Below are 22,105 nucleotides of genomic sequence, written 5' to 3' on the forward strand. Positions count from 1 at the left end.
CAAGCCTCGGACATTTTAGCAATATCATTACAATCTGCTTAAAAAATCAATTTTTTAAACCAAGGGATAAGTATGTCCTTTTTTAGGCTTACTCCTTCAGTTGTGTAATTGAATTGTTTTCACGCTACTTCCTCAGCTAATGCTTTTGGGTTCTTTTCTGCTGCGCAATTCGGTGGAAATCAAAGCAAGGATAATGATGATCCCGCAAAGCAGCTTTTGATAATAGGAAGGAATAGCAAGCAAAATCAAGCCGTTGTCCAGGGTTCCCAAAACCAGACACGCCAGAACAGTTCCCAAAATACTCCCCTTGCCCCCGCTTAAGCTGGCGCCGCCTAAAACCACAGCGGCAATGGCGTCTGTTTCCACCATCCAACCGGCCAGAGGGTCGGCTGAGTTTAACCTGGCAACGGTTATCATTCCTGCAATAGCGGCCATCAGGCCGCAAAAGATATAGATAGATGTTCTGTATTTCCACACGGAGACGCCGGCACGCCGGACCGCTTCATCATTGCCCCCTAAGGCCAGAGCGTAATAGCCCCATTTGGTCGTATTCAGAAGAACACTGGAAATAGCAACCAGAATCGCAGCCATAAGTATGGGGGAGTTAATAGGTCCGATTTGTCCGGAGCCCAGAAATTTAAAGGAATTGGGAAATCCGAAGATAGGAGAGGATTTGGTTAAGATCAAGGCCATGCCTCTTCCTATGGACATGAATCCTAAGGTGATAACCAGGGGGCTCAAGCTCAAGCCGGAAATCAGCAGACCGCTGCAGGCCCCCATCAGAATACCTACAGGCAGGCCCAAAGCCAGAGAGCCCCAAACCGGTATTCCCGACTTCATGGCAAAAGCCATTATAATTCCACTGAAGGCCATAGTTGAGCCGATTGATAAATCAATGCCGCCGGATGAAATCACAAAGACCATGCCCAAAGCCAGAATAATATCGACGCTTGACTGGTCTAAAATGTTGTAGCAATTTGCCCAGGTGAAAAAGTAAGAAGTCTTACACGCCAACACGATGCAAAGGATTAAAAGAACCAAGGTTAACAACAGCTGTGCAAAATTTTTAGTTAAAAAATGTTTTAATGCATTTTCTCTCATTATTTAATTCACAATCCAGTAATATCTTTTAAGCGGTCACCTGTGCCGCGCCGGTAATCAAAGAAACCACCTGATTGGGGGTGACGTCGGCAGTAAACACAGTATCGACCACCCGGCCCTGCCGGATAACACAAATCCGCTGGGTCAGGGAAAAAACCTGATGAAGGTTATGGCTGATGATTATCACCGCGTAGCCCTGCCGGCCCAAGCTGCTGATAAGGGATAGTGCCGCTGCTGTTTCCTGCACTCCCATAGCCGCTGTGGGCTCGTCAAAAATCAGCAGTTTGCCGCCGAATTTGATGGCTCTGGCTACGGCAACCCCTTGCCTTTGACCGCCGGACAACTGTCCGGCCAGAGCGTGGATAGAAGGGATATTGATATTCAATTGCTGAAAAAGGGCAATGGATTCCTCTACCATTTTTTTCTTGTTAATAAAAAGGCGACATTTAACTGGTTCCCGCCCCAAAAAAACATTAGCGGCAATATCCCGGCAATTCACCAGGGATAAGTCCTGGTAAACAGTGGAGATGCCCAAATCCAGAGCCTGCCTGGGACTCAGCTTATCATAGGCCTGTCCTTCAACAATGATTTTACCGCTGTCCGGCGCGATAGCTCCCGCCAGTATCTTGATTAAGGTGCTTTTCCCGGCGCCGTTATCCCCCACAATGGCCAGGATTTCCCCAGAATAAACGTCTAAATTAACTCCCCGCAGGGCCTCAATATGCCCGTAGCTTTTTTTTATGCCGCAAGCCTGCAAAATAGGCTTTTTGCCTTCTGCCATTCTGATCGCTTCCTTTTGCAGCAAAGCTTCTATTATTCATTCAAAGCCAGCATTTCCCTGGCCAGGCCGGGGATGTCCAGTTGGTTTTTCTCGGTGATTACCCGGCGGTGTTCCGCCCCGACCGAATTCACCCCGTGCAATGCGCCGGTAATGGCTCCCAGCATGGTTGCTGCGGCAGTGGTGTCATTGCCGATATTCACGCCGCTATAAATAGAATCCATAGTATTGCCGCCATTGGCCACCAAAAGGCCAAAAACAGCAGGCACAGCTTCGGCCACGGCAATCCCGCTGCCAATACAATCGGCCAATTCCGCCATCTTGCTTTGCACAGAGCCGCTCCGCAAACCAATTTCTATTGCCATCTCCATTCTTTTCCGAACCGATGGACCCGGGTATTGCCTGGCGATTTCCCTGCCCCGGCGTTCTCCTTCCCTGGCGCCGTAAAGGCCGGCTTGTACCACATCATACAGTTTGGAGCCGGGCTTCATTGCTTCGCATACTGCCGCCGCTATGGCACAGGCGCCGGATATAGAGTAGGCGTCATCATAAACAGCCATGGAAACGGCAATGGCGTCATCCAGAGCCTTTTCGATTTGCCCCGGGCGCATTAATCCCACTGGAAATATTTTTACGGCGGCGCCATTGGCGGAAAGGGCGAAATAATGGCTCATATAAAGCCTATGTCGCGGCGGTAGAGTGGAGCTTTTTAATTTGTTGATCACATGGCGTGTGGTAGGATCTGCAAAAGCCTCAAACCACCGGGGCTGCTCCGCCCATGTTATAAGCGCCGCCTCGCCCAGTTCTTTGCTGGCTTGGCCGCCCGCTGCAACCAGGTGTTTGGCTAAAATATAAGTGTGGTAAAAATCACCGCTCACTTCACCCGCTTCCTGCCCTCTAGCAAAGGTGTCATCCGGCGGCTGAAAAAAATCCGTGACATAACCGTGAAATTTCTCATGAATTTGCTCCATGGAACGGAACGCTGTAGCAGAACCCATGGCGCTGCCAATTGCCGCGCCAAACAGGCTGCCCTGTATCTTGTCAAACATGTTCCACATCATCCTATTTCTCAGACAGGCGCAGCTTGGCAATTTTTTCGACTTGACGGGCCAAATTCGCCAGATCTATGTTATTAGCCTTGTTCAATAGAGCTAGATAATGGGAGGGGAAAGCCCCGGCGCCCTGCAGAGTGCCGGCTATAGCGCCGGCCATGGTAGCTACCGTGTCGGTATCATAACCAATATTGACCCCGCCGGTAATAGAAGCCATGGCGTTTCCTTCATTGGCGACAAAAAGTCCAAAAGCAGCCGGTACCGCTTCTGAAATGTGCAGGCCGCTGCCAACCCTATCTGCGATTTCAAACATTTTTTCTCTGGGAGTCCCCTGGCCCAGGCCAATGGCAACAGCCATCTCCATACGGCGCACCACAGAAGGTCCGGCTGTGATCCTGCCTACTAGCCGGCCGATACGCTCTCCTTCTTTGGCTCCATAAAGACCAGCCTGTACCACTTGATACACATCCGCATCAGGCAGCATCGCCCGGCTTACCGCGCAGGCAACAGCACAGGCTCCGGATATGGCAAGATGATTGTCGTGGGTGGGTAAGGTGGCGGTCACAGCATCGGCAATAGTCCGGTCTAAATTGCCGGGATTGAACAAACCAATTGGAGATATTCTCATCCCGGCGCCATTGGTAGCCTGTAAGGGCAATATTTCTATACAACCGGAATCTGCCGGCGCTTCCCCTTTAAATTTCTTTATGGCCAGACGCGTGGTAGGCCCGGCAAAACGGTCAAAAAACACCTTGTGCTCCGACCAGTCAACAATGGCCTTTTTGACTATTTCCTGAGTTATCAATCCGTTATGTTGAATGATATGGCTGGCAATAAAATAGGCGCAGCTAAAATCATCTGTCAATTGACCCGGCTCATTACCGGCGCCTATGGCGTCAGCGGGCGGTTTTTCAAAACCGGTTACTTCATGGCCGAAGATTTGCGTGATTTGCTCTGTAGTGCGGGCTTCAGTCGCGGCGCTCATGGCGTCACCCACAGCGCCGCCTAAAAGGCCGCCTAAAATTTTATCTAACAAAACAGTCTCTCCAAGAAAAATGATTTAGCCATAAGCTTAAAGCGTCGTGCTTATAAATAGGTATTATCATTATTAAAAGTATCACATAATGATTATTAGCGCTAATCGCAATTTTCTATTGGAATTGTATTGCGTATAAGCCTTTTTTATCTAACTTATAATTGATGTGGAACCTTTTAATTTAGCTGCGGTTATGTAAGAATTGTTTTGCTTTTTCCAGGAAATTGCTGTAAATATATTGCTTATTGTTTGGGTTGAACATTTTGAAGATTGGACTGGCAGTTATGCAAAAAAGGGAGATTTGAGAGGGGAGTCATTAATTAGGAGCGGAATATTGAAATGTCCGGTAGGATACTTAGGCAGTAACAGTAGATGTCAATGTCAGCAGGATGCCTACTCTAAGGGAAGTTAGGGAAGTTGTCAACAACCCCGTCCCCTTGACAAGCCCCGTGACACAAGCAGCAGGTAGAGGGTCGGGATGATGTAGAGGGTGAGGGCTGTTGAAATAATCAGCCCTGAGATGATGACGATGGCCATCGGCTGCCACAGCGGCCCTCCGGCGAAAGCCATGGGGGCCAGACCTCCGACGGCGGAGAACATGGTCAGCAGGATTGGGCGCAGGCGCGCCTGGCCGGCCTGCGCCAGCGCTTCCCGCAGCGGTTTGCCTTCCTTTACGGCCAGCTCGACGAACTCGATCAGCACAATACCGTTCCGCACGACCACCCCCGCCAGGCTGAAGACGCCCAGCGCGGCCATGAAGCCGATCGGATTGCCGGTGACGAAAAGCCCGATCAGCGCCCCGCATATGCCTAAAAACACTGTGACCATGATAATCAGCGGCTTGAGCAGTGAATTGAACTGCGTGGCCAGCAGCAGGTAGATCACCACCATCATCATCAGGGACAGGCGGCCCAGGTCGGTGAAGGACTCGTTGCCTTCCTCCTCTTCACCGCCGTATTCTATTTTATAGCCCTGCGGCAGCTGGTAGGACTGGAGGCTTTTTTGCAGGTCCTTTACAACTTCGGAAGGAAGGCGTCCCTGGGTGTAACTCGATACGGTAACAGTGCGCGTGAGCTGGTCGCGGTTGATCTGGCTTACAGCCCAGGCCGGGGTTACTTCGGCCAGCTGGCTGAGAGGGATTCCCGCCCCGTTGACGCTGGAGGGGACGGGCAGGTTCTTCAGCTGTTCCAGCGGGACGGGCCGGTCTTTGGCGGCTTTTAAGACCACGTTGACCTGCTCGTCCGGCAGCTGGTAGGTGGAGACAGCCATTCCGTCGGTCATTAACCGCACAGTTGAGGCGACTGCCAGGTTGGTTACCCCGAGACGGTTGGCCCGCTCCTCGTCGACCCGGACCTTATACTCGAAGATATCCGGCCCCATGGTATCATCCACGTTGATGGCGCCGGGTATTTCCCGCAGCCTGGCGCTGATGTCACCGGCCAGGGCGCGCAGGGTTTCCAGGTCTTCACCTTTAATGCGTATGGCCACCGGCGCTCCCACGGGAGTGCCCTGCTCCAGGCTGCGGACCAGAATGTTGGCGCCGGGGACCTGCTCCCTGAGCTGCCCGCGCAGGATTTCAACCAGCTTGGCCGGTTTTCTCATCCCCTTGCCTGAGCGGGTGTTGATGTAAATTCCGGCCTTGTTGGACCCGCTGACATACTTGGTTTCATTGTAGTAGAACTGGGGAAAGGATTTTCCCACGTAGCTGGCGATTATCTCCACTTCCGGCTGTTCGGCCAGGATCGCCTCGACCTCCATGACCTGGCCCATGGTTTCTTCCAGCGTGGAGGTGGTGGGTGTGGTTACGTCAATCAAAAATTCACTGCGGTCGGCGCTGGGGAAAAAGGTTTTGCCGATAAACGGAATCAGGGACAGGCTGACCACCATGAAGACGGCAGCCAGGGCCAGGGTGCGCCGGGGGCGGCTGAGGGCCTGGTCAATGGTCCTCCGGTAAAAGGCCAGCAGGCGCCGGTAGCTCCCTTCCGCCAGGCCGCCGTCCCTCCGGAAAAAGGACGCCACGGCGCCCCGGCCCTGGCTGGCCGGGCGGGAAGCCATCTGGAAACGTACGATAGGCGTCAGGAAGAGCGACACCACCAGAGACGCCAGCAGGGTCACGGTAACAACCTGGGGCAGGGAAAAAACAAATTCACCGATGTCCCCTTCCAGCAGGAAAAGCGGGGCAAAGGCGGCAATGGTAGCGACAGTGGCGTTGGTGATCGAATAGGCTACCTCCCGGATGCCGAGGGTGGCTGATTGAAGCGGGTTGTCACCCAGTTCCAGGTGGCGCTGAATATTGTCGTTAGTAACGATTGAGTCATCCACCAGGATGCCCAGCACTATTACCAGGGCGGCTACTGAAATCTGGTGCAGCTTCAGGCCCATCATCCCCAGGGGGCCCATGCCGAGCAGCACCGAGAGCGGTATGGCCACGGCCACCAGCATGGCGCCGAGGGGCGGCAGGGCCAGCAGGCATACCAGAAAAACGATGGCCATGCCGATAAACAGCTCTTTATAAAGGTGGTTGAACTGTTCGCGGGTAATGTCGGCCTGGTTGAAGACGATACGCGGCGTAACACCGGCCGGAAGAGTTTGACTCAGGTTTTGCTCAATATAGGTCTGGATGTCTGAAGCCACTTTGACCCGGTCGATGTTTTCCTTGGGGAAGAGCACCAGTGAAACGGCGGGTGTCCCGTTGGAACGGACCAGCTCGGCGGGATCAGCGGTAGTGAGGCTTATAGCCGCTATATCACGGAGATAAACCGGGTTTCCTTCCGTGGTAACATTCAAAATCGTCCCGCCGATAACCTGCGGGTCAAGGTATTCACCTGTGGTCTGGATGGCTATGCCGTAGGGCTGATCTTTAATTTTGCCGCCCGGGATGGTGACGTTGCGGGCTTTGATAGCTTCCGAAACCCGGCTCCAGGTCAGGTTATAGCGGGCCATCCGGTCCATGTCGAGGACAACCTGGATCTCCCGGTCGGGTAGCCCTTCGCGCTGGATTTCCGCCACGCCCGGCAGTCCTTTCAGCTCATCCTTCACTTTGCGGCTGACAGCTTCTAGTTCCAGGTAGTCTAAACCCGGGGCTTCCAGGTGCAGGACCATCATGCAGGTGCGGATCAGCTCGGTGCCGAGTTTTGGCTCCTGGGCTTCAGCGGGCAAATTCTGGCGCACTTCGTCGATTTTGTAGCGGACGTCGTCCCATGCTTTCTTGGTGTCCGTGCCGGGGTAGACCTCGATCATGATTACGGAGAGGCTCTCGGAGGAAGTCGACCAGATCTTTTTAACACCCTTGATAGTTTCAAAGCCCTCTTCCAGAGGTTTGGTAACCAGTTTTTCGACTTTTTCAGGGCTGGCTCCCGGATAAGTTGTAATCACCCTGGAGACCAGCAGGGTGATATCTGGATCCTGCTGCCGGGGGATTGTATAAAAGCTCATCAGCCCCCACAGTGACGCTGCTGCAAAGAAGACCAGAATTATTTTTTTGTATTCAATTACCTTGCGCAGCACCGGCCTGCCCCCTTAAATCATTAAATAAAATTGAAGCGGGAGGGTCCTTCTCAGGATTTTTGTCTCAACACCGGGTCGCCGTCGCGCAGGTACAGCGCTCCCCGGATGACTAACTCTTCTCCGGGAGCAAGCCCGTCAAGAACCTGGATCAGGTTGCCTGCCGTCTCACCGGTTGTTATCTTTCTGGCAAAGCTTTGATTATCACGGACCACAAAGACCGTGACATCAGAACCCCGCTTGACCAGCGCGCCCACCGGGATCCAGAGCGCCGCTCCGGTCTGGCGCGTGCTTGTCACGCGGGCCACCATGCCCGGCTTTAAGGCCTGGCCGGGGTTGTCCACCTTAACTTCCATCAAAAAAGTGCCTGTCTGGGTATCCGCCGCGGGGTTGACCTGGCTTACCGCGCCGGTCCAGCTTTGTCCCGGCAGGTCCGGGCTGGTCACAGTAACCGGGTCGCCCGCCTGCCAGTCCTTGAGCGCAGCCGCCGCAAGCGTAACTTCCACCTTGACCTGGTCGAGGTCGCCGATAACGTAGACAGGGGCGCCCGCGCCGACCATTTCACCGCTTTCCCCAAGCTTTTTGAGGATGACGCCTTTAAAGGGAGCGGTTAAACTGGTATGGCTGAGCTGCAGCATATACAGGCCGGCCTGGGCTTCCGCCCGCTGGTAGTCGGAAACACTGGCGCCCTGGCCTTCAAAGTAGGCTGACTGGGCCTCGCGGTACTTGGCGGCGGCCAGCGACAGCTGGGTGCCGGCGTCATCAAACTGGGCTCTGGAGATGGTATTGGCCTCATACAGGCTTTTTGCCCGGTTGTAGTCCAGCTGGGCTTTCTGGTAAGCGGCTTCCGCCTGATCAAGCAGCGCCGCGGCCTGCTGGATACCTGCCCGGGCCGCTTCTGTGGCGGCGCCGGCGGCCGCGGCCTGGGCCTGGTAATCGGCAGGGTCAAGTGAGGCCAGGACCGCGCCTTCTTCCACCGCGGTGCCTTCAGCCAGGAGCTGGCCTTGCAGCCTGCCGCCCACCTGGAAACCCAGTTTGGCCTGCCTGGCAGGCATAACAATGCCGGCCAGGCCGCCGCCCGGGCGCGTGGTTTGGGCCTGGACAGTTATTGTTTCAACTGCTCTGGGGCCGGGCGCGCCGGCGCTGTCCTTGTTTTTATCTATGGCAAAACAGGCTGCCGCCCCGATTAAAGCGATAATCAATACGCCGTAAAGAAGTTTTCTCCGCACAGCCTTTCCCCTCCAAATAAAAAAAGTGCAGCGGGTAAATTGACAAGTGTAAAGTTGTACTTTATACTTTTAATATAATTTTCCTGCTTTTGGATGTCAAGGACTTTTTAACTGCTTGGGAGGTTTTTATGGACGGGCATCTTCGTATGAAAGAGATCGTGGAAAGAACGGGCGAAAACAAGTCGACCATACTGCATTACATTCACCTGGGACTGCTGCCCGAACCTCTCAGGACTTCAAAAAACATGGCTTATTATCCCGGGTCGTATGTTAAACTCCTCAATATTATCCGCACCCTGCAAAGCAAGTATTTCCTGCCCCTGCACGCCATCAAGCGCATCCTGGACCTGGTGGGGCCAAACCCTTCTATTGACAGAGCAGTGCAGATATATGATTTCTTTTATAAAAAAGAATACGCCGCTTCCGAAGATGCCGACTGTATATACAACCGGAAGGGATTTTTGCGGGAGGTTGGCCTGACCGAGAGGGAACTGGCGCAGCTGGAGAAGCTTCAGCTGCTGATCCCATTCGAAAAAGATGTGTACAACGCCGATGACCTGGCGGTGGCCAGAAGCCTTATGGCTATTAAACAGCTCAAAATTTCCCTGCGGGATATAGAGTTTTTGCCTGAGCTTGTGGTGCAGCTGGCTCAGAAGTCTATCGATTTTCGTGACCGTACCGTAAAGGGAATGAGCGAAGAAGAAGAGTGGGAGGTCACCCGTTTTTTGTCGTCAAACCTGCTCTGGTTCCTTAGTTACTTGACCAGGCGTTTTATTAACAGGGAGCTGAAAGAAAATTCCTGGGGAGGAATTTAATATGAATCACAAAACAGCGGCGGCGCCATCATGGCAGTATGACGAGCGGGTAAAGGCCGGTGTGGATTATGAAGATGCGGCAATCGCGGCTGAATACGACAGCCGGCACGCCAAATTCCGGGATTTTGAAAAAGACGCCCGTGTTGTTATGCAACTGCTTGATTTGCAGCCGGAGCACACGGTCATCGACCTGGGGTGCGGCACCGGCGCCTTTGTGATCCCGGCGGCCCGGTCGTGCCGCAAGGTCTATGCGGTTGATATTTCGCAGGCTATGCTGGACAGGTGCACCGAAAAAGCGCGGGCAGCCGGGCTTAAAAATGTTGAGACACACTGCGCCGGCTTTCTGTCCTACGAGCATAAAGGAGATCCTGTGGACGCGATTGTCTCCGTCGCCGCGCTTCATCACCTGCCCGATTTCTGGAAGGCCGTCGCTTTTAAGCGTATGTACGATATGCTCAAACCAGGCGGTAAGCTGTATCTTTTCGATGTGATTTTTACTTTTCCGGTTGAGTCATACCAAATCGAGTTTAACTGCTGGGTTAACGGCATGGCCGAGAAGGCCGGCCAGGCCATGGCCCAGGAAACCATTGTCCACATCCGTGATGAATACAGCACCTTTGACTGGGTGATTGACGGGATGCTGGAGCGGGCAGGTTTCAAAACAGATCTGAAACGCTCTGACTTTCCATACAGCCTGAGTTATGTATGTGTCCGTCCATGACCTAAAAAAGCCAGAAAGGGGTTACAAAATTATTAGCCACTTCACAGCGGAGGAAATGGAAAGGAAATACCTTACCCTGCGTGACGGATCAACCGCCGGAAAAGTGCCGGCTTTTCACTGTTTTGTACACGCTTCAGTTGGTTGTTGACAAAAATCCAATTTACGCTTATGAACAATGACACTGACATCCCCTCAATATCAAAAGCAAAGCTTATTTAATAATTCCTCAAAATATACTCTTGCAACATGGGTTCCACGAATCTGTACCTGCCGCGTTTCTCCTTTTCAATTACTCCACTTATGAGGAGTTGGTCGACTGCCCTTTTAACCTCATTGGGGTGTTTGCTCTCAGTATAAATATTCTCCCTGACGGCAAGGCGGCGTAGTATATCGCGTTGAAGGGGCTTTTTATACTCATCCAGGATTTCATCGAATACCGGGGTTAAGCTTGCCATAGCCCTTTCGTATGCAATTTTGATAATATCACTTGTTAATACCTGTTGACCCGTTTCCAGTAATGTGTAATAAGCTTCTGAACATATAAGCATCGTGTCCTGGGGGTGACCCCCGGCAAGCCGTATGACTTCTACAAGGACCGCGTCTCTATTTATTTCAATCTGTTTGTCTTTGAATTTACGGTTAATATAGCTTTTCCACGCATCTTCCGGTATTTCGGGAATCGGCAGAACGGTGGCAAAGCGGTAAAAAGCGTGCTTTTTGCCGCCGAATAGTGACTGCATCATACCTTCTTTAGAGCCGAGAAAAAGATATGACACTCTTCTTTGCAATTGAAAAATGGACCGCATCTGCTTGTAAATTTCCTGACCGGCGATTTGACCGGCGTCCTGAAACTCATCAAACAGGATTACCATCCGTTTATTGTCTTTTTCAGAGAGCATTTCCGGAAGGTTTAAAGCATATTCCAACAGCGTTTCTTCGTCCATTTCCTTTTTGGGAAAACCCATATTAAACTCCAGATCCTTTAACTTAACGGCAATCTTTGCAGAACCGGCCAGAAGCTTAGCCTGATCCCAAACAGCATCAAGCGTCTTGCGTATACCGGTCCTGTTTTCCAGGCAACTGTCTATAATCGACTCGGCAATTTTTCTTTTGCTGGAGGCCCGGAAGAAATCGACTGAAGCTATATATAACCCTTGTTTCTTAAGCCGGCGCAACACTTCATTCGCCAGTGACGTTTTGCCGATCCTGCGCGGGCCTGCCAGCATTATGCTTTGCCCCTCCGCCAGGCGTGTTTGAAGAGAATAAATAAAATTTTCCCTGTCGACAATTTCACTCTCCGGCACCGGTCCTCCCAGTGGAAACAACATAAACATCACTCCAGCAAATATCACATATTTAGTGATATTATATCACAAATTTTGATATTTTAAAAACGATATGATTTTTTGGATAGTGAAAAAGCCAAAATGTTCATCAGGAACTTCTGAAAGACTGATCTATAATCTTGGGAGAACCTAAAAAGTAACCCTGAGCACAATCAACTTTTAGTTTTTGCAAGGTCTTTAAGACATTTTCATTTTCCACGTACTCCGCTATTGTTTGTTTGCCCAGGGTATGGGCTACGGTGTTCATAGCCTTTACCAGAGCCCGGTGGGACGGATCCTTATCCAGATTATAAATAAATGACCCGTCGATTTTTATATAATCCACCGGCAGCATTTGAAGGTACGAAAAAGATGAAAAACCTATCCCAAAGTCATCGAGTGCGAACCGGCAACCTATTTTTTTCAGTCTTTCAATCCAGCGCCGGGCTAACGACATATCCTTAACGGCCGCGGTTTCTGTTATCTCGAAGCCTATTCTCGAAGGTTCCATGCCGCACTGCGTGATCATTTCTTCGATATATCCCAGCAAGGATTCTTCGCTCAAACTTAATCCTGAAATGTTGACAAATAAACAGAGATCGGGGTGTTGCCGCATGATATCCAATGATGCGCCGACCACCCAGCGGTCGATTTGGGGCATCAAACCGAATCGTTCGGCTGCCGGTATAAAAGCCCTGGGTGAGATCAATTCACCTTCTTCTCCCTGCAAGCGGAGGAGAGCCTCGTGGTATAGGGTTTTACCATTGTCCACCCGAACCACCGGCTGAAGGTGCAGCACGAATTTATCTTCCTTGACGGCTCTGTTAACCTGGGCGACTAATTGGTTGATTGCCGCGAATCTGGTGGTTGTTTCCTCGTTTGGGTCCAGCAAGACTATCCTGTTGCGGCCTTTTTCTTTTGCCGCGTAGAGGGCGGTGTCCGCAAGAGTCAAAAGCTTTTGGGAATTCAGGGACCCGTCTATCATGACAATACCAATACAGATGCTCAGGTTGAAACAGACGTAATTAGTAAAACAAAACTCCTTGTCCTCCACTTTTTTGCGCAGTTTTTCAGCTACAAGCCTGGCCTCGTCAACGGTCGCCTCTTCCAACAGCACGCCGAACTCGTCGCCTCCCAGACGCGCCAGGGTATCGCTTTTGCGGATGCTCTCCTTGATAATCTTGGCTACATCGATTAATAAATGGTCTCCGGCGGTGTGGCCCTTTGTATCGTTGACCAGCTTAAAATTATCTATGTCTATAAAGAGGAGGGAACCTTCCTTGCCGCGCTTTGCTTTTGCCACGGTGTTTTTTAGGGATTCCTCAAAAGAATACCTGTTGGGTATCCCGGTCAAGTAGTCATGTGTGGCAAGATATTTTAGCTGTGCCTCCGCCTGCTTGCGCTCGGCAATTTCCTGTTGAAGCTGTTCATTGGCTGTTTTTAGTTCGGTTGTACGTTCATCTACTATTTCTTCAAGGTGGTCCCGGTGTTCCCTTAATTCATCTTCCATCTGTTTGCGTCCGGTAATATCCATTAAGACGCCGGTCAGGCCTACCAGTTGGTTTTCTGCAAATAACGGGCGGCTGGAAGTCCGAACGAAACGAACGTCGCCATTCTTGTCAAGTACGCGGTATTCGCTTGGCAGCACTTCTCCGGCCAAAATACGCTCGAGTCTGTTTAGTGCCAAGGTCAGGTCGTCGGGGTGTATGAAGGAATCGAAAGGCTTACCTGTGACTTCGTCAGCCTTGTATAGGAACACCTTTTCAATAGCTGTACTGACGTACGTAATGATGCCCCGCGTATCCAAGGTGAAAATTACGTCGTTGATATTCTCCACCAGGTTGCGATATCTTTTTTCGGATTCCCGAAGCAGCTTCTCCGCCTGTTTGCGCTCGGCGATTTCTTGTTTGAGTTGCTCGTTGATGACTTTTAAACTTTCTTGGAACTCTATTTTTATACTTTGTTTTTCTATCTGTGTTAAGTACTCTCTCGCTTTTTTATGTTCCTTATTGTAACTGTTAAAAACCAGGGCAAACAACAATGTGTTGGCAATAATAACGACAGTTAATCCAACTGAAATGTCAATGTATCTGTATATGTCAGCACTGAAGCCCATAATTAAATAAGGATGGTTGTACTCAAAAATAACGAGAGCAATAGTCACTATTATTAAATAACATGTAAAGATGACTCTCCTTGGGCCTGAGAGTAAAATTGCAATACCGGAAGAAAATAGTATTATAAAATAGGGGTAGCTGCCCTGGGTCCCGGCAACATTAACCCATATAACCGGATTAAGAACAAATAAAAATATGGGTAAACCCAGGAACAGGGGGATAACGTATTGTTGTTTGATGATAGATAAATAATACATATATGCCAATGCAATGCCGCTGAATATTGAGATTGATACATTCAGATCAATAAAGTGATTAACAAAACCGCTCAGGAAGCAAATAGCAGAACTAAACAACAATGCTATATTAAGGATCCTGTGTTCTAAAGAAAATCTTGATTCGTCCCCAATAAGTGCATTAATGTTAAAATTCAAATCAGTAACCTTCTCTCAATGAAAGGTGCTTTTACAACCAGCAAAACATAGCTAGAAGGATGTGATTTATTTTCCCAAAGATTAATGTCTCTTGGTTATTATGTATTTTTCAACAATAATTTGCAAATCCCTTCCCGGGATTTTAAGGGCTGCCGCTTCACTGACGCGTAAGCCGGAGCTGTATACAACCGACAGCATTGCCTTGTGCTTTATATTCCCTTTGTTTTTCAAAACAAGATTTTGCTAAAACATATACATGACCCGATCCATAAAAAGGGTTTTCCCAGGATAAAATAGAATTATATCCTTAATATTTTTTATGGTGGTAATTTACAGTGAAAATTAAGAAGCGCTACATTGATAATTATGAAAAAGAAAAAATCATTGAGGCTATTAAATATTTTTTGACCAGTATGCCGGAAATCATTTTTGCCTATGTCCATGGCTCTTTTGCGGAACAGAAAGGCTTTGGAGATATCGACGTCGCCGTATATTTAAAAGAAGAAAACTTGAACGACAAAATCATAAATTACGAAATAGAACTGGAGATTAAACTGGAAGAGGAATTAAAGTTTCCTGTGGATGTCAGAGTATTAAACACTGCGCCTCTTTCATTTCAATATCATACTATTAAGAGCGGGGTCCTGTTGTTTGAGAAAGACGGAGACAGACGGGTGGAATTTCAAACGAAAACACTGGATTTCTACTTCGATTTTGCGCCTTTCCGGAAACAATATTTAAAAGAGGTGCTCGGTATTGGCGATTAATGAAGACAGGGTCAGAAAATTATCCCATGAATTTAAAAAGGCCTTGACCAGGTTAAAAGCTTTATCCTCCCTCCCCAAAGAAGATTTTGTCAATGACCCTGACAAGGTTGGAAGCGCCAAATATCACTTTCTGGTCGCCATCGAGTCCGCCATCGACCTTTGTAATCACATCATTGCAAAAAATAATTACCGGCCTCCGGAAGACTATGCGGACACTTTTCGGGTAATGGGAGAAGCAAAAGTCTTTGACGGGGCGTTTGTAAAGGAATTGGTCAGTATGGCCAAGTTCAGGAACAGGCTGGTACATATATACTGGGCAGTGGACGATGAACTGCTTTATAACATATTGACGGTTAACTTGGTGGACATTGAGCGGTTTCTTAAGGAATTGGGAACGTTTTTAAAGATGAATATTTAATGATCCTTGCCGCTACTTGGGCATGACAGAAAGAGATTTATGGCAGCCGGTCCCGCTTTCTCCGCCAGATATCATGAAATACAAGGGATCCTCACTGTTTAAGGTGAGAATCCCTTGTTGTTTTTGAGTACGGATTAGGGGTAAAGCAGTTTGCGTAAAATGGTAAAATTAGCATTAACTATGAAGGATGTTGTTGAAATATTGTAGAATATTGTAAAAGTAAATAGATGGTTTAGCAGGCTGCTGAAAAAGTCAAAATGAAGCGCATAAATATAGCAACTGCGGTTCCAAATGCATAGTATTACGAACCATTACTACTCTTCGACGGATGATTCGTATCGGCTGCCAATAGGGGGGAGTTTAAACATGGATAATCAATTCTTCGAAAGACCTATCCTCAATTCACCCTATGAGTATCCGGCGCGGCACTGGGAGCTTGATGATCAAGGCCAGCCAACGCAACGAATCATTGAAAGACGCCGTAGCGCGGAGTTCATTACGCCGATTCCGAAGCCCAGGAAACGCAAGGATTCGCTAGGCCAACAACAAATAATTTTCGACGAAGGCAAAGGGCTTTCCACGAAAGCGCAACAGTATGATCCTACTTCAATCATCAATGTCCTGCGCCGTCACGTGGATCTGTGGCGAAGCAGGCCGAACCCCAACGAGTGGCAAGTCACGCCCGAAACCGCCCGCCTGCTTCAGCATTGGCGGCAGCACAGGTTCAGCAGCGTCCGGCCGTTTTTCTGCCAGATCGAAGCGGTTGAGACGGCCATCTGGTTGACGGAGGTCGCCCCAAAAGCCGGAAAGGCAGCCAAAGACATACTTGAACATCTTGCCAGTGCCAACAACGACGCCAACCCCGGCTTATTTCGGTTGGCCTTGAAACTGGCTACCGGTGCCGGCAAGACCACCGTCATGGCCATGCTGATTGCCTGGCAAACCATCAATGCCGTGCGCCGGCCCGCCAGCAAGAAATTCACCCGCGGGTTCCTGGTTGTCGCGCCCGGCCTGACCATCCGCGACCGGCTCCGTGTACTTCAGCCTAACGATCCGGACAGCTATTACCAGAGCCGCGAACTCGTCCCCAATGATATGCTCGGCGATCTTGAACGTGCCAAGATCGTCATCACCAATTACCATGCCTTCAAGCTACGTGAACGTCTGGAGCTATCCAGGGGCGGCCGGTCGCTCCTGCAGGGCCGGGGTGAAGCGCTCAACACGCTGGAAACCGAGGGGCAGATGCTCCAGCGGGTGATGCCCGATCTGATGGGCCTGAAGAACATCATGGTGCTCAACGACGAGGCGCACCACTGTTACCGTGAAAAGCCCGACAACGGCGACGAGGGGGACCTGACGGGCGATGACCGGAAGGAAGCCGAGAAGAACAACGATGCCGCCCGTCTCTGGATCTCCGGCCTCGAAACCGTCAACCGGAAACTTGGCATCACGCGTGTTATTGACCTGTCCGCGACGCCGTTTTTCCTCCGGGGTTCGGGCTACGCCGAGGGCACGCTCTTCCCCTGGACGATGAGTGATTTCTCGCTGATGGACGCCATCGAATGCGGGATCGTCAAAGTGCCGCGTGTGCCCGTGGCCGACAACATCCCCGGCGGGGAGATGCCCAGGTTCCGCAACCTCTGGGAGCACATTCGCGCGCGGATGCCCAAGAAAGGCCGGGGCAAGGCCAAGACCCTCGACCCGCTCAGCCTGCCCGTTGAGCTGCTAACCGCTTTGGAAGCCCTCTACGGGCATTATAAAAAGACATTCGAACTCTGGATCGAAAGTGGTATAGACGTTCCTCCCTGCTTCATCGTGGTCTGCAACAATACGTCCACCTCCAAGTTGTTGTACGATTACATCTCGGGTTTCCACCGGGAGAACGAGGACGGTTCGGCCACCCTTGAGAATGGACGCCTGGCGCTCTTCCGGAATTTCGACGAATACGGCAACCCGCTTCCCCGCCCGCGCACGCTGTTGATTGACAGTGAGCAGCTCGAATCCGGGGATGCGCTGGAAGATAACTTCCGCGCTATGGCCGCCGATGCGATAGAGCGTTTCCGGCGGGAAATCATTGAGCGTACCGGCGACCGCCGGCAGGCCGAGAACCTCACCGACCAGGCCCTGCTTCGGGAAGTCATGAATACCGTCGGCAAAAAAGGCCGTCTCGGCGAGTCGATTCGCTGCGTAGTATCGGTTTCCATGCTTAGCGAGGGATGGGACGCCAATACCGTAACGCATGTGCTGGGCGTGCGTGCCTTCGGCACCCAGCTATTATGCGAGCAGGTCATCGGCCGTGCGCTGCGCCGCCAGTCCTATGACCTCAATGAAGATGGCCTGTTCAACGTAGAATACGCGGACGTGCTGGGGATACCGTTCGACTTCACCGCCAAGCCGGTTGTCGCGCCCCCGCAGCCGCCCCGCGAGACCGTCCAGGTCAAAGCCGTTCGCCCCGAACGCGACCACCTCGAAATCCGGTTCCCGCGCGTCGAAGGCTACCGCGTGGAACTGCCCCAAGAACGGCTGGCCGCAGAGTTTAACGACGACTCCATCCTTGAGCTTACTCCGGATCTCGTCGGCCCTTCAATCACCAAGAACGCCGGGATTATTGGCGAGGATGTCGACCTGAGCCTCAAGCACTTGGAAAATATACGCCGGCCTACTTTGCTGTATCACCTGACAAAGCGTTTACTCTACGCCAAGTGGCGGGACCACGGTGAAGAGCCCAAACTCCACCTTTTCGGACAGCTTAAACGGATTACCAGGCAGTGGCTCGACAACTGCCTGGTCTGCAAGGGCGGCACCTACCCCGCCCAATTGATGTATCAGGAACTGGCCGACATGGCCTGTGAGCGTATTACCGCCGGCATCACCCGCTCTCTGGTGGGCGAACGGCCCGTCAAGGCCGTACTCGACCCCTATAATCCCACTGGCTCCACCATCCACGTGAACTTCAACACTTCTAAGAAAAACCGCTGGGAGACCGACGCGCGACGTTGCCACATCAACTGGATCATCCTCGATAGCGACTGGGAGGCCGAGTTCTGCCGCGTTGCCGAGTCTCATCCGCGCGTTAAGGCCTATGTCAAGAACCACAATCTCGGCCTGGAAGTGCCGTACCGCTATGGCCCGGAGATGCGGAAGTATATTCCGGACTTCATCGTCCTGGTCGACGACGGGCATGATGACCCGCTGCGCCTGATTGTCGAAATCAAAGGCTACCGGCGCGAGGACGCCAAGGAGAAGAAAGCCGCCATGGAGACGTACTGGCTACCGGGCATTAACAACCTTGGGCAGCATGGCCGCTGGGCGTTCGCCGAGTTCACCGGGGTCTACCAGATTGAGGCCGAGTTTAATAAGATGATCGATTCTGTCACTGCCCGACCGATTGTGAAGAGGTGTTAATATGTCAAAGAACATAACAAAAAAGACTATAGAAACCCTCACGCATGATGAGGCCTCGCGCAAAAACATCCCTACGGCCGAGTACCAGTCTGTCATGGCCAAAGACGAACAGAGCCCTGTCCGTGTCGCCTACGAGCGCCGCAACCGGGATTTAGACCCGCAGCTGGTATGGCGCGGCAAGGACGAACAGGACTGGTCCGACCTCGTCGTCCACGCGCCGCCGTTGTATATTCAGGAGAAGATCCATCCCAAAGTGTTGATCGATGACCTGATCCGCCGCACCAAGGCACGGGAAAGGGAAAAGGCCGATGACCTGCAGCTCGACCTGTTCGCCGACTTCAACGGCCTCCCTGACGAAAACGCCAGAACAGAGTTCTACCGGCACGACGCCAACTGGACCAACCGGATGATTCTAGGCGACAGCTTGCAAGTGATGGCGTCCCTGGCCGAACGCGAAGGCCTGCGCGGCAAGGTACAGTGCATCTATATTGATCCGCCTTACGGCATCAAGTTCAATTCAAATTTTCAGTGGTCGACGACTTCCAATAAGGTTACTGATGGAAAGCCGGATCATATAACTCGTGAACCAGAACAAGTTAAGGCTTTTCGCGATACTTGGCGCGATGGTATTCATTCATACCTAACCTACCTTCGCGATCGTTTATGTGTGGCACGTGATCTTCTCTGTGAAACTGGTTCTATTTTCATTCAAATCGGAGATGAAAATGTTCATCGGATACGTGTTGTAATGGACGAGGTTTTTGGTGAGGATAACTTCTGCTCACTTATTAGTTATCGAACATCGGTTCCACTTACTTCTTCGGGTCTACCAAGCGTTACTGATCACATACTTTGGTATGCCAAAAACAAAGAAGCATATAAATTTCGTGACTTATTCGTACAAAGGGAAACCGGTGAGAAATCACGATATTCGAATGTAGAATTACCTGATGGGTCGAGACGACCACTCTTGTCACAGGAAAAGAAAGATTTATCATTGTTACCCGCAGAAAGCCGCCCGTTTTCCGACATGGACCTTGCATCAAGTGGCTTTACGGTATCTTGCACGTACGCCTTTAACTACCACGGAAAGACATACAGCACAAGTTCAGGGAAAAGCTGGAAAACAACTAAGACAGGCATGGAAGTTTTGGGCAAAGCCGGGCGAATTACTGATAGCGGCAGAACAATTAGATATGTTATTTTCCATGACGATTTCCCGGTCACGAAGCTCTCGAATGTATGGTTAGATACCACTGGTGAATTGGAGAAAAGCTACGTAGTTCAGACGCATACTAAGATTGTGGAACGCTGCATCCTCATGTCCACCGACCCCGGCGACCTCGTGCTTGATCCCACCTGCGGCTCTGGTACCACCGCCTACGTTGCCGAGCAGTGGGGCCGCCGCTGGATCACCATCGACACGTCCCGCGTCGCCCTGGCCCTGGCCCGGGCCCGGATCATGGGTGCCCGCTACCCCTACTACCTGCTCGCCGACAGCCGCGACGGCCGGCTCAAGGAGGCGGAGATCACGCGCACCGCGCCGTCGGAAGCCCCAACCCGCGGCGACATCCGGCAGGGGTTCGTCTACGAGCGCGTGCCGCATATCACGCTTAAATCCATTGCCAACAATACGGAGATAGACGTCATCTGGGAGAAGTTCCAGGAGACGCTGGAACCGCTGCGCGAAAAGCTCAACAAGGCCCTGGGCAGGAAGTGGGAAGAATGGGAGATCCCCCGCGACGCCGGCGAAAAGTGGCCGGATGAAGCAAAGGCGCTGCACGCCCAATGGTGGAAGCAGCGCATCGCCCGGCAAAAAGAAATCGACGCCTCCATCGCCGCCAAGGCGGACTATGAGTACCTCTATGACAAGCCTTACGAGGACAAGAAGAAGGTCCGCGTGGCCGGGCCGTTCACCGTCGAGAGCCTGTCGCCGCACCGCGTGCTGGCGGTGGATGAGAACGACGAATTGATCGACGGCCTGGCGGAATCTGCGGAGGGATACGGAGAAGAGCGGGATTTCGTCCGGATGATCCTGGAAAACCTCAAGACCGCCGGCGTGCAGCAGGCGCACAAGGAAGATAAGATTAATTTCTCTTCGATCAAGCCCTGGCCGGGGGAACTGGTCTGCGCCGAAGGGCGCTACACCGAGGGCGACGAGGACTCAGCCAGCGAGAAGAGAGCCGCGATCTTCATCGGGCCGGAGTTCGGCACCGTATCCCGCCCCGATCTTGTCGCCGCCGCCCGCGAGGCCGGTGATGCGGATTTCGATGTGCTCATCGCCTGCGCTTTCAACTACGACGCTCATTCGTCTGAATTCACAAAGCTCGGCCGGATACCGGTGCTTAAGGCCCGGATGAACGCCGACCTGCACATGGCCGACGATTTAAAAAACACCGGCAAGGGCAACCTGTTCGTCATTTTCGGCGAGCCGGACATAGACATCCTCGAAGCCGGGGACGGGCGGATACAGGTGAAAATCAACGGCGTGGACGTTTTCCACCCCAACACCGGCGAGGTCCGCAGCGACGGGGCCGAGGGGATCGCCTGCTGGTTCATCGACACCGACTACAACGAAGAAAGTTTCTTCGTGCGCCACGCCTACTTCCTCGGCGCCAACGATCCCTACAAAGCGCTCAAAACCACGCTCAAAGCCGAGATCAACGCCGAAGCGTGGGAAACGCTGCACAGCGACACGTCCCGGCCGTTCGACAAGCCCAGGAGCGGGCGCATCGCCGTCAAGGTCATCAACCATCTCGGCGATGAGGTGATGAAAGTGTTCAGGGTGAAGGGTGAGGTATAGATGAGTTTAAATCGGTTTATGATGGAACGAACACTTCGATTTCGAGTTCCGGGGATTAAAAAAATTAACTCCATTGAGGACCGCTTTAAAATCACTGTATATGTAGGAGATGAAACAGGTGCGGCAACGGGCTCACTACTGGCATTAGCCCAAGAAACGGCAGAAAAAAGTCGTCCGCTAGGTTCAATGGTTGAAATAATGTCCTACAACGAAGGACCTGGTGATAGTGTTTTACCCTATGAGTTATCAGAAGAATTAAAAAAGGCCCATGTTTTTAACCCTACTAATAAGACGGATCTTTTAATAATATTAAAAAACTGTATTCCAGGATGCATAAATGTCGATACGGAAACAGTAGCCGGCGGGGTTATTGATATTTTTTTGGGTGATGAAGAGGGGCAAGTTTCCCAGGAAATGATTAAAAATGCCAAGATGCTTCTACAGGAAATATTTGATTCGAGTGTTCAGTGCAATATATGATTCCACTGCAAAAAATGGTGTTTTTTTTCTTACATTTTCCCCTTAAGAAAATTGACTGGGATTATCATCCATTTACCTGACCATTATTTTGGTTTCCTTTATGGTTTTGTGCTTGGATAA

At 51.3% G+C, this 22,105-nt stretch carries 15 protein-coding genes; 7 read left to right on the plus strand and 8 right to left on the minus strand.

Annotation, left to right across the window (positions count from 1 at the left end; translation table 11 throughout):
• Positions 1–132: 132 nt before the first annotated feature.
• The 6 genes from Pmgp_RS16380 to Pmgp_RS16405 all read right to left on the minus strand — a co-directional run bounded on the left by Pmgp_RS16380 (position 133) and on the right by Pmgp_RS16405 (position 8,700).
• A complete protein-coding gene (locus tag Pmgp_RS16380) occupies positions 133–1,101 on the minus strand; it encodes an ABC transporter permease (RefSeq protein WP_134215290.1) in 969 nt (322 codons plus the stop codon).
• A gap of 28 nt (positions 1,102–1,129) precedes the next feature.
• On the minus strand, positions 1,130–1,882 hold the full coding sequence (locus Pmgp_RS16385; RefSeq protein ID WP_134215317.1) for an ATP-binding cassette domain-containing protein: 753 nt from the start codon (positions 1,880–1,882) through the stop codon (positions 1,130–1,132).
• Between the two features lie 32 nt (positions 1,883–1,914).
• Positions 1,915–2,928, minus strand: coding sequence for an ADP-ribosylglycohydrolase family protein (locus tag Pmgp_RS16390; RefSeq protein ID WP_192902978.1), 1,014 nt, complete (start codon positions 2,926–2,928; stop codon positions 1,915–1,917).
• Positions 2,929–2,941: 13 nt separating this feature from the next.
• The gene (locus tag Pmgp_RS16395; RefSeq protein ID WP_134215294.1) at positions 2,942–3,967 is read right to left on the minus strand and encodes an ADP-ribosylglycohydrolase family protein; all 1,026 of its coding nucleotides are present in this window, start codon (positions 3,965–3,967) and stop codon (positions 2,942–2,944) included.
• 420 nt (positions 3,968–4,387) lie between these two features.
• On the minus strand, positions 4,388–7,474 hold the full coding sequence (locus Pmgp_RS16400; RefSeq protein ID WP_134215296.1) for an efflux RND transporter permease subunit: 3,087 nt from the start codon (positions 7,472–7,474) through the stop codon (positions 4,388–4,390).
• A 50-nt stretch (positions 7,475–7,524) separates the two neighbouring features.
• Positions 7,525–8,700 (minus strand): efflux RND transporter periplasmic adaptor subunit, encoded by a 1,176-nt coding sequence (locus Pmgp_RS16405; RefSeq protein ID WP_192902979.1) that lies wholly within the window; start codon positions 8,698–8,700, stop codon positions 7,525–7,527.
• A 128-nt stretch (positions 8,701–8,828) separates the two neighbouring features.
• On the opposite strand from Pmgp_RS16405, the gene Pmgp_RS16410 reads away from it, so the two are divergent.
• Both Pmgp_RS16410 and Pmgp_RS16415 read left to right on the plus strand, forming a co-directional pair.
• Positions 8,829–9,515: a MerR family transcriptional regulator gene (locus tag Pmgp_RS16410; protein WP_134215300.1), complete on the plus strand. Its 687-nt coding sequence runs from the start codon at positions 8,829–8,831 to the stop codon at positions 9,513–9,515.
• A gap of 1 nt (position 9,516) precedes the next feature.
• Positions 9,517–10,236, plus strand: coding sequence for a class I SAM-dependent methyltransferase (locus tag Pmgp_RS16415; protein WP_134215301.1), 720 nt, complete (start codon positions 9,517–9,519; stop codon positions 10,234–10,236).
• 215 nt (positions 10,237–10,451) lie between these two features.
• Here Pmgp_RS16415 and Pmgp_RS16420 read toward each other — a convergent pair whose 3' ends face one another.
• A complete protein-coding gene (locus Pmgp_RS16420; protein WP_243119918.1) occupies positions 10,452–11,540 on the minus strand; it encodes an AAA family ATPase in 1,089 nt (362 codons plus the stop codon).
• A gap of 130 nt (positions 11,541–11,670) precedes the next feature.
• Positions 11,671–13,725: an EAL domain-containing protein gene (locus tag Pmgp_RS16425; RefSeq protein WP_192902980.1), complete on the minus strand. Its 2,055-nt coding sequence runs from the start codon at positions 13,723–13,725 to the stop codon at positions 11,671–11,673.
• A 722-nt stretch (positions 13,726–14,447) separates the two neighbouring features.
• Here Pmgp_RS16425 and mntA point away from each other — a divergent pair.
• The 5 genes from mntA to Pmgp_RS16450 all read left to right on the plus strand — a co-directional run bounded on the left by mntA (position 14,448) and on the right by Pmgp_RS16450 (position 21,985).
• Complete coding sequence (gene mntA, locus Pmgp_RS16430; RefSeq protein WP_134215307.1) at positions 14,448–14,879, plus strand: type VII toxin-antitoxin system MntA family adenylyltransferase antitoxin; 432 nt, start codon at positions 14,448–14,450, stop codon at positions 14,877–14,879.
• The gene (gene hepT / locus Pmgp_RS16435; protein ID WP_134215309.1) at positions 14,869–15,297 is read left to right on the plus strand and encodes a type VII toxin-antitoxin system HepT family RNase toxin; all 429 of its coding nucleotides are present in this window, start codon (positions 14,869–14,871) and stop codon (positions 15,295–15,297) included. The genes mntA and hepT overlap by 11 nt, the downstream gene beginning before the upstream one ends.
• 366 nt (positions 15,298–15,663) lie before the next feature.
• Positions 15,664–18,702 (plus strand): BPTD_3080 family restriction endonuclease, encoded by a 3,039-nt coding sequence (locus Pmgp_RS16440; protein WP_134215311.1) that lies wholly within the window; start codon positions 15,664–15,666, stop codon positions 18,700–18,702.
• 1 nt (position 18,703) lies between these two features.
• A complete protein-coding gene (locus Pmgp_RS16445) occupies positions 18,704–21,505 on the plus strand; it encodes a site-specific DNA-methyltransferase (protein WP_134215313.1) in 2,802 nt (933 codons plus the stop codon).
• The gene (locus Pmgp_RS16450; protein ID WP_134215315.1) at positions 21,506–21,985 is read left to right on the plus strand and encodes a hypothetical protein; all 480 of its coding nucleotides are present in this window, start codon (positions 21,506–21,508) and stop codon (positions 21,983–21,985) included.
• Positions 21,986–22,105: the final 120 nt, after the last annotated feature.

The sequence above is a fragment of the Pelotomaculum propionicicum genome, from assembly GCF_004369225.1.
GTDB lineage: Bacteria > Bacillota > Desulfotomaculia > Desulfotomaculales > Pelotomaculaceae > Pelotomaculum_B > Pelotomaculum_B propionicicum.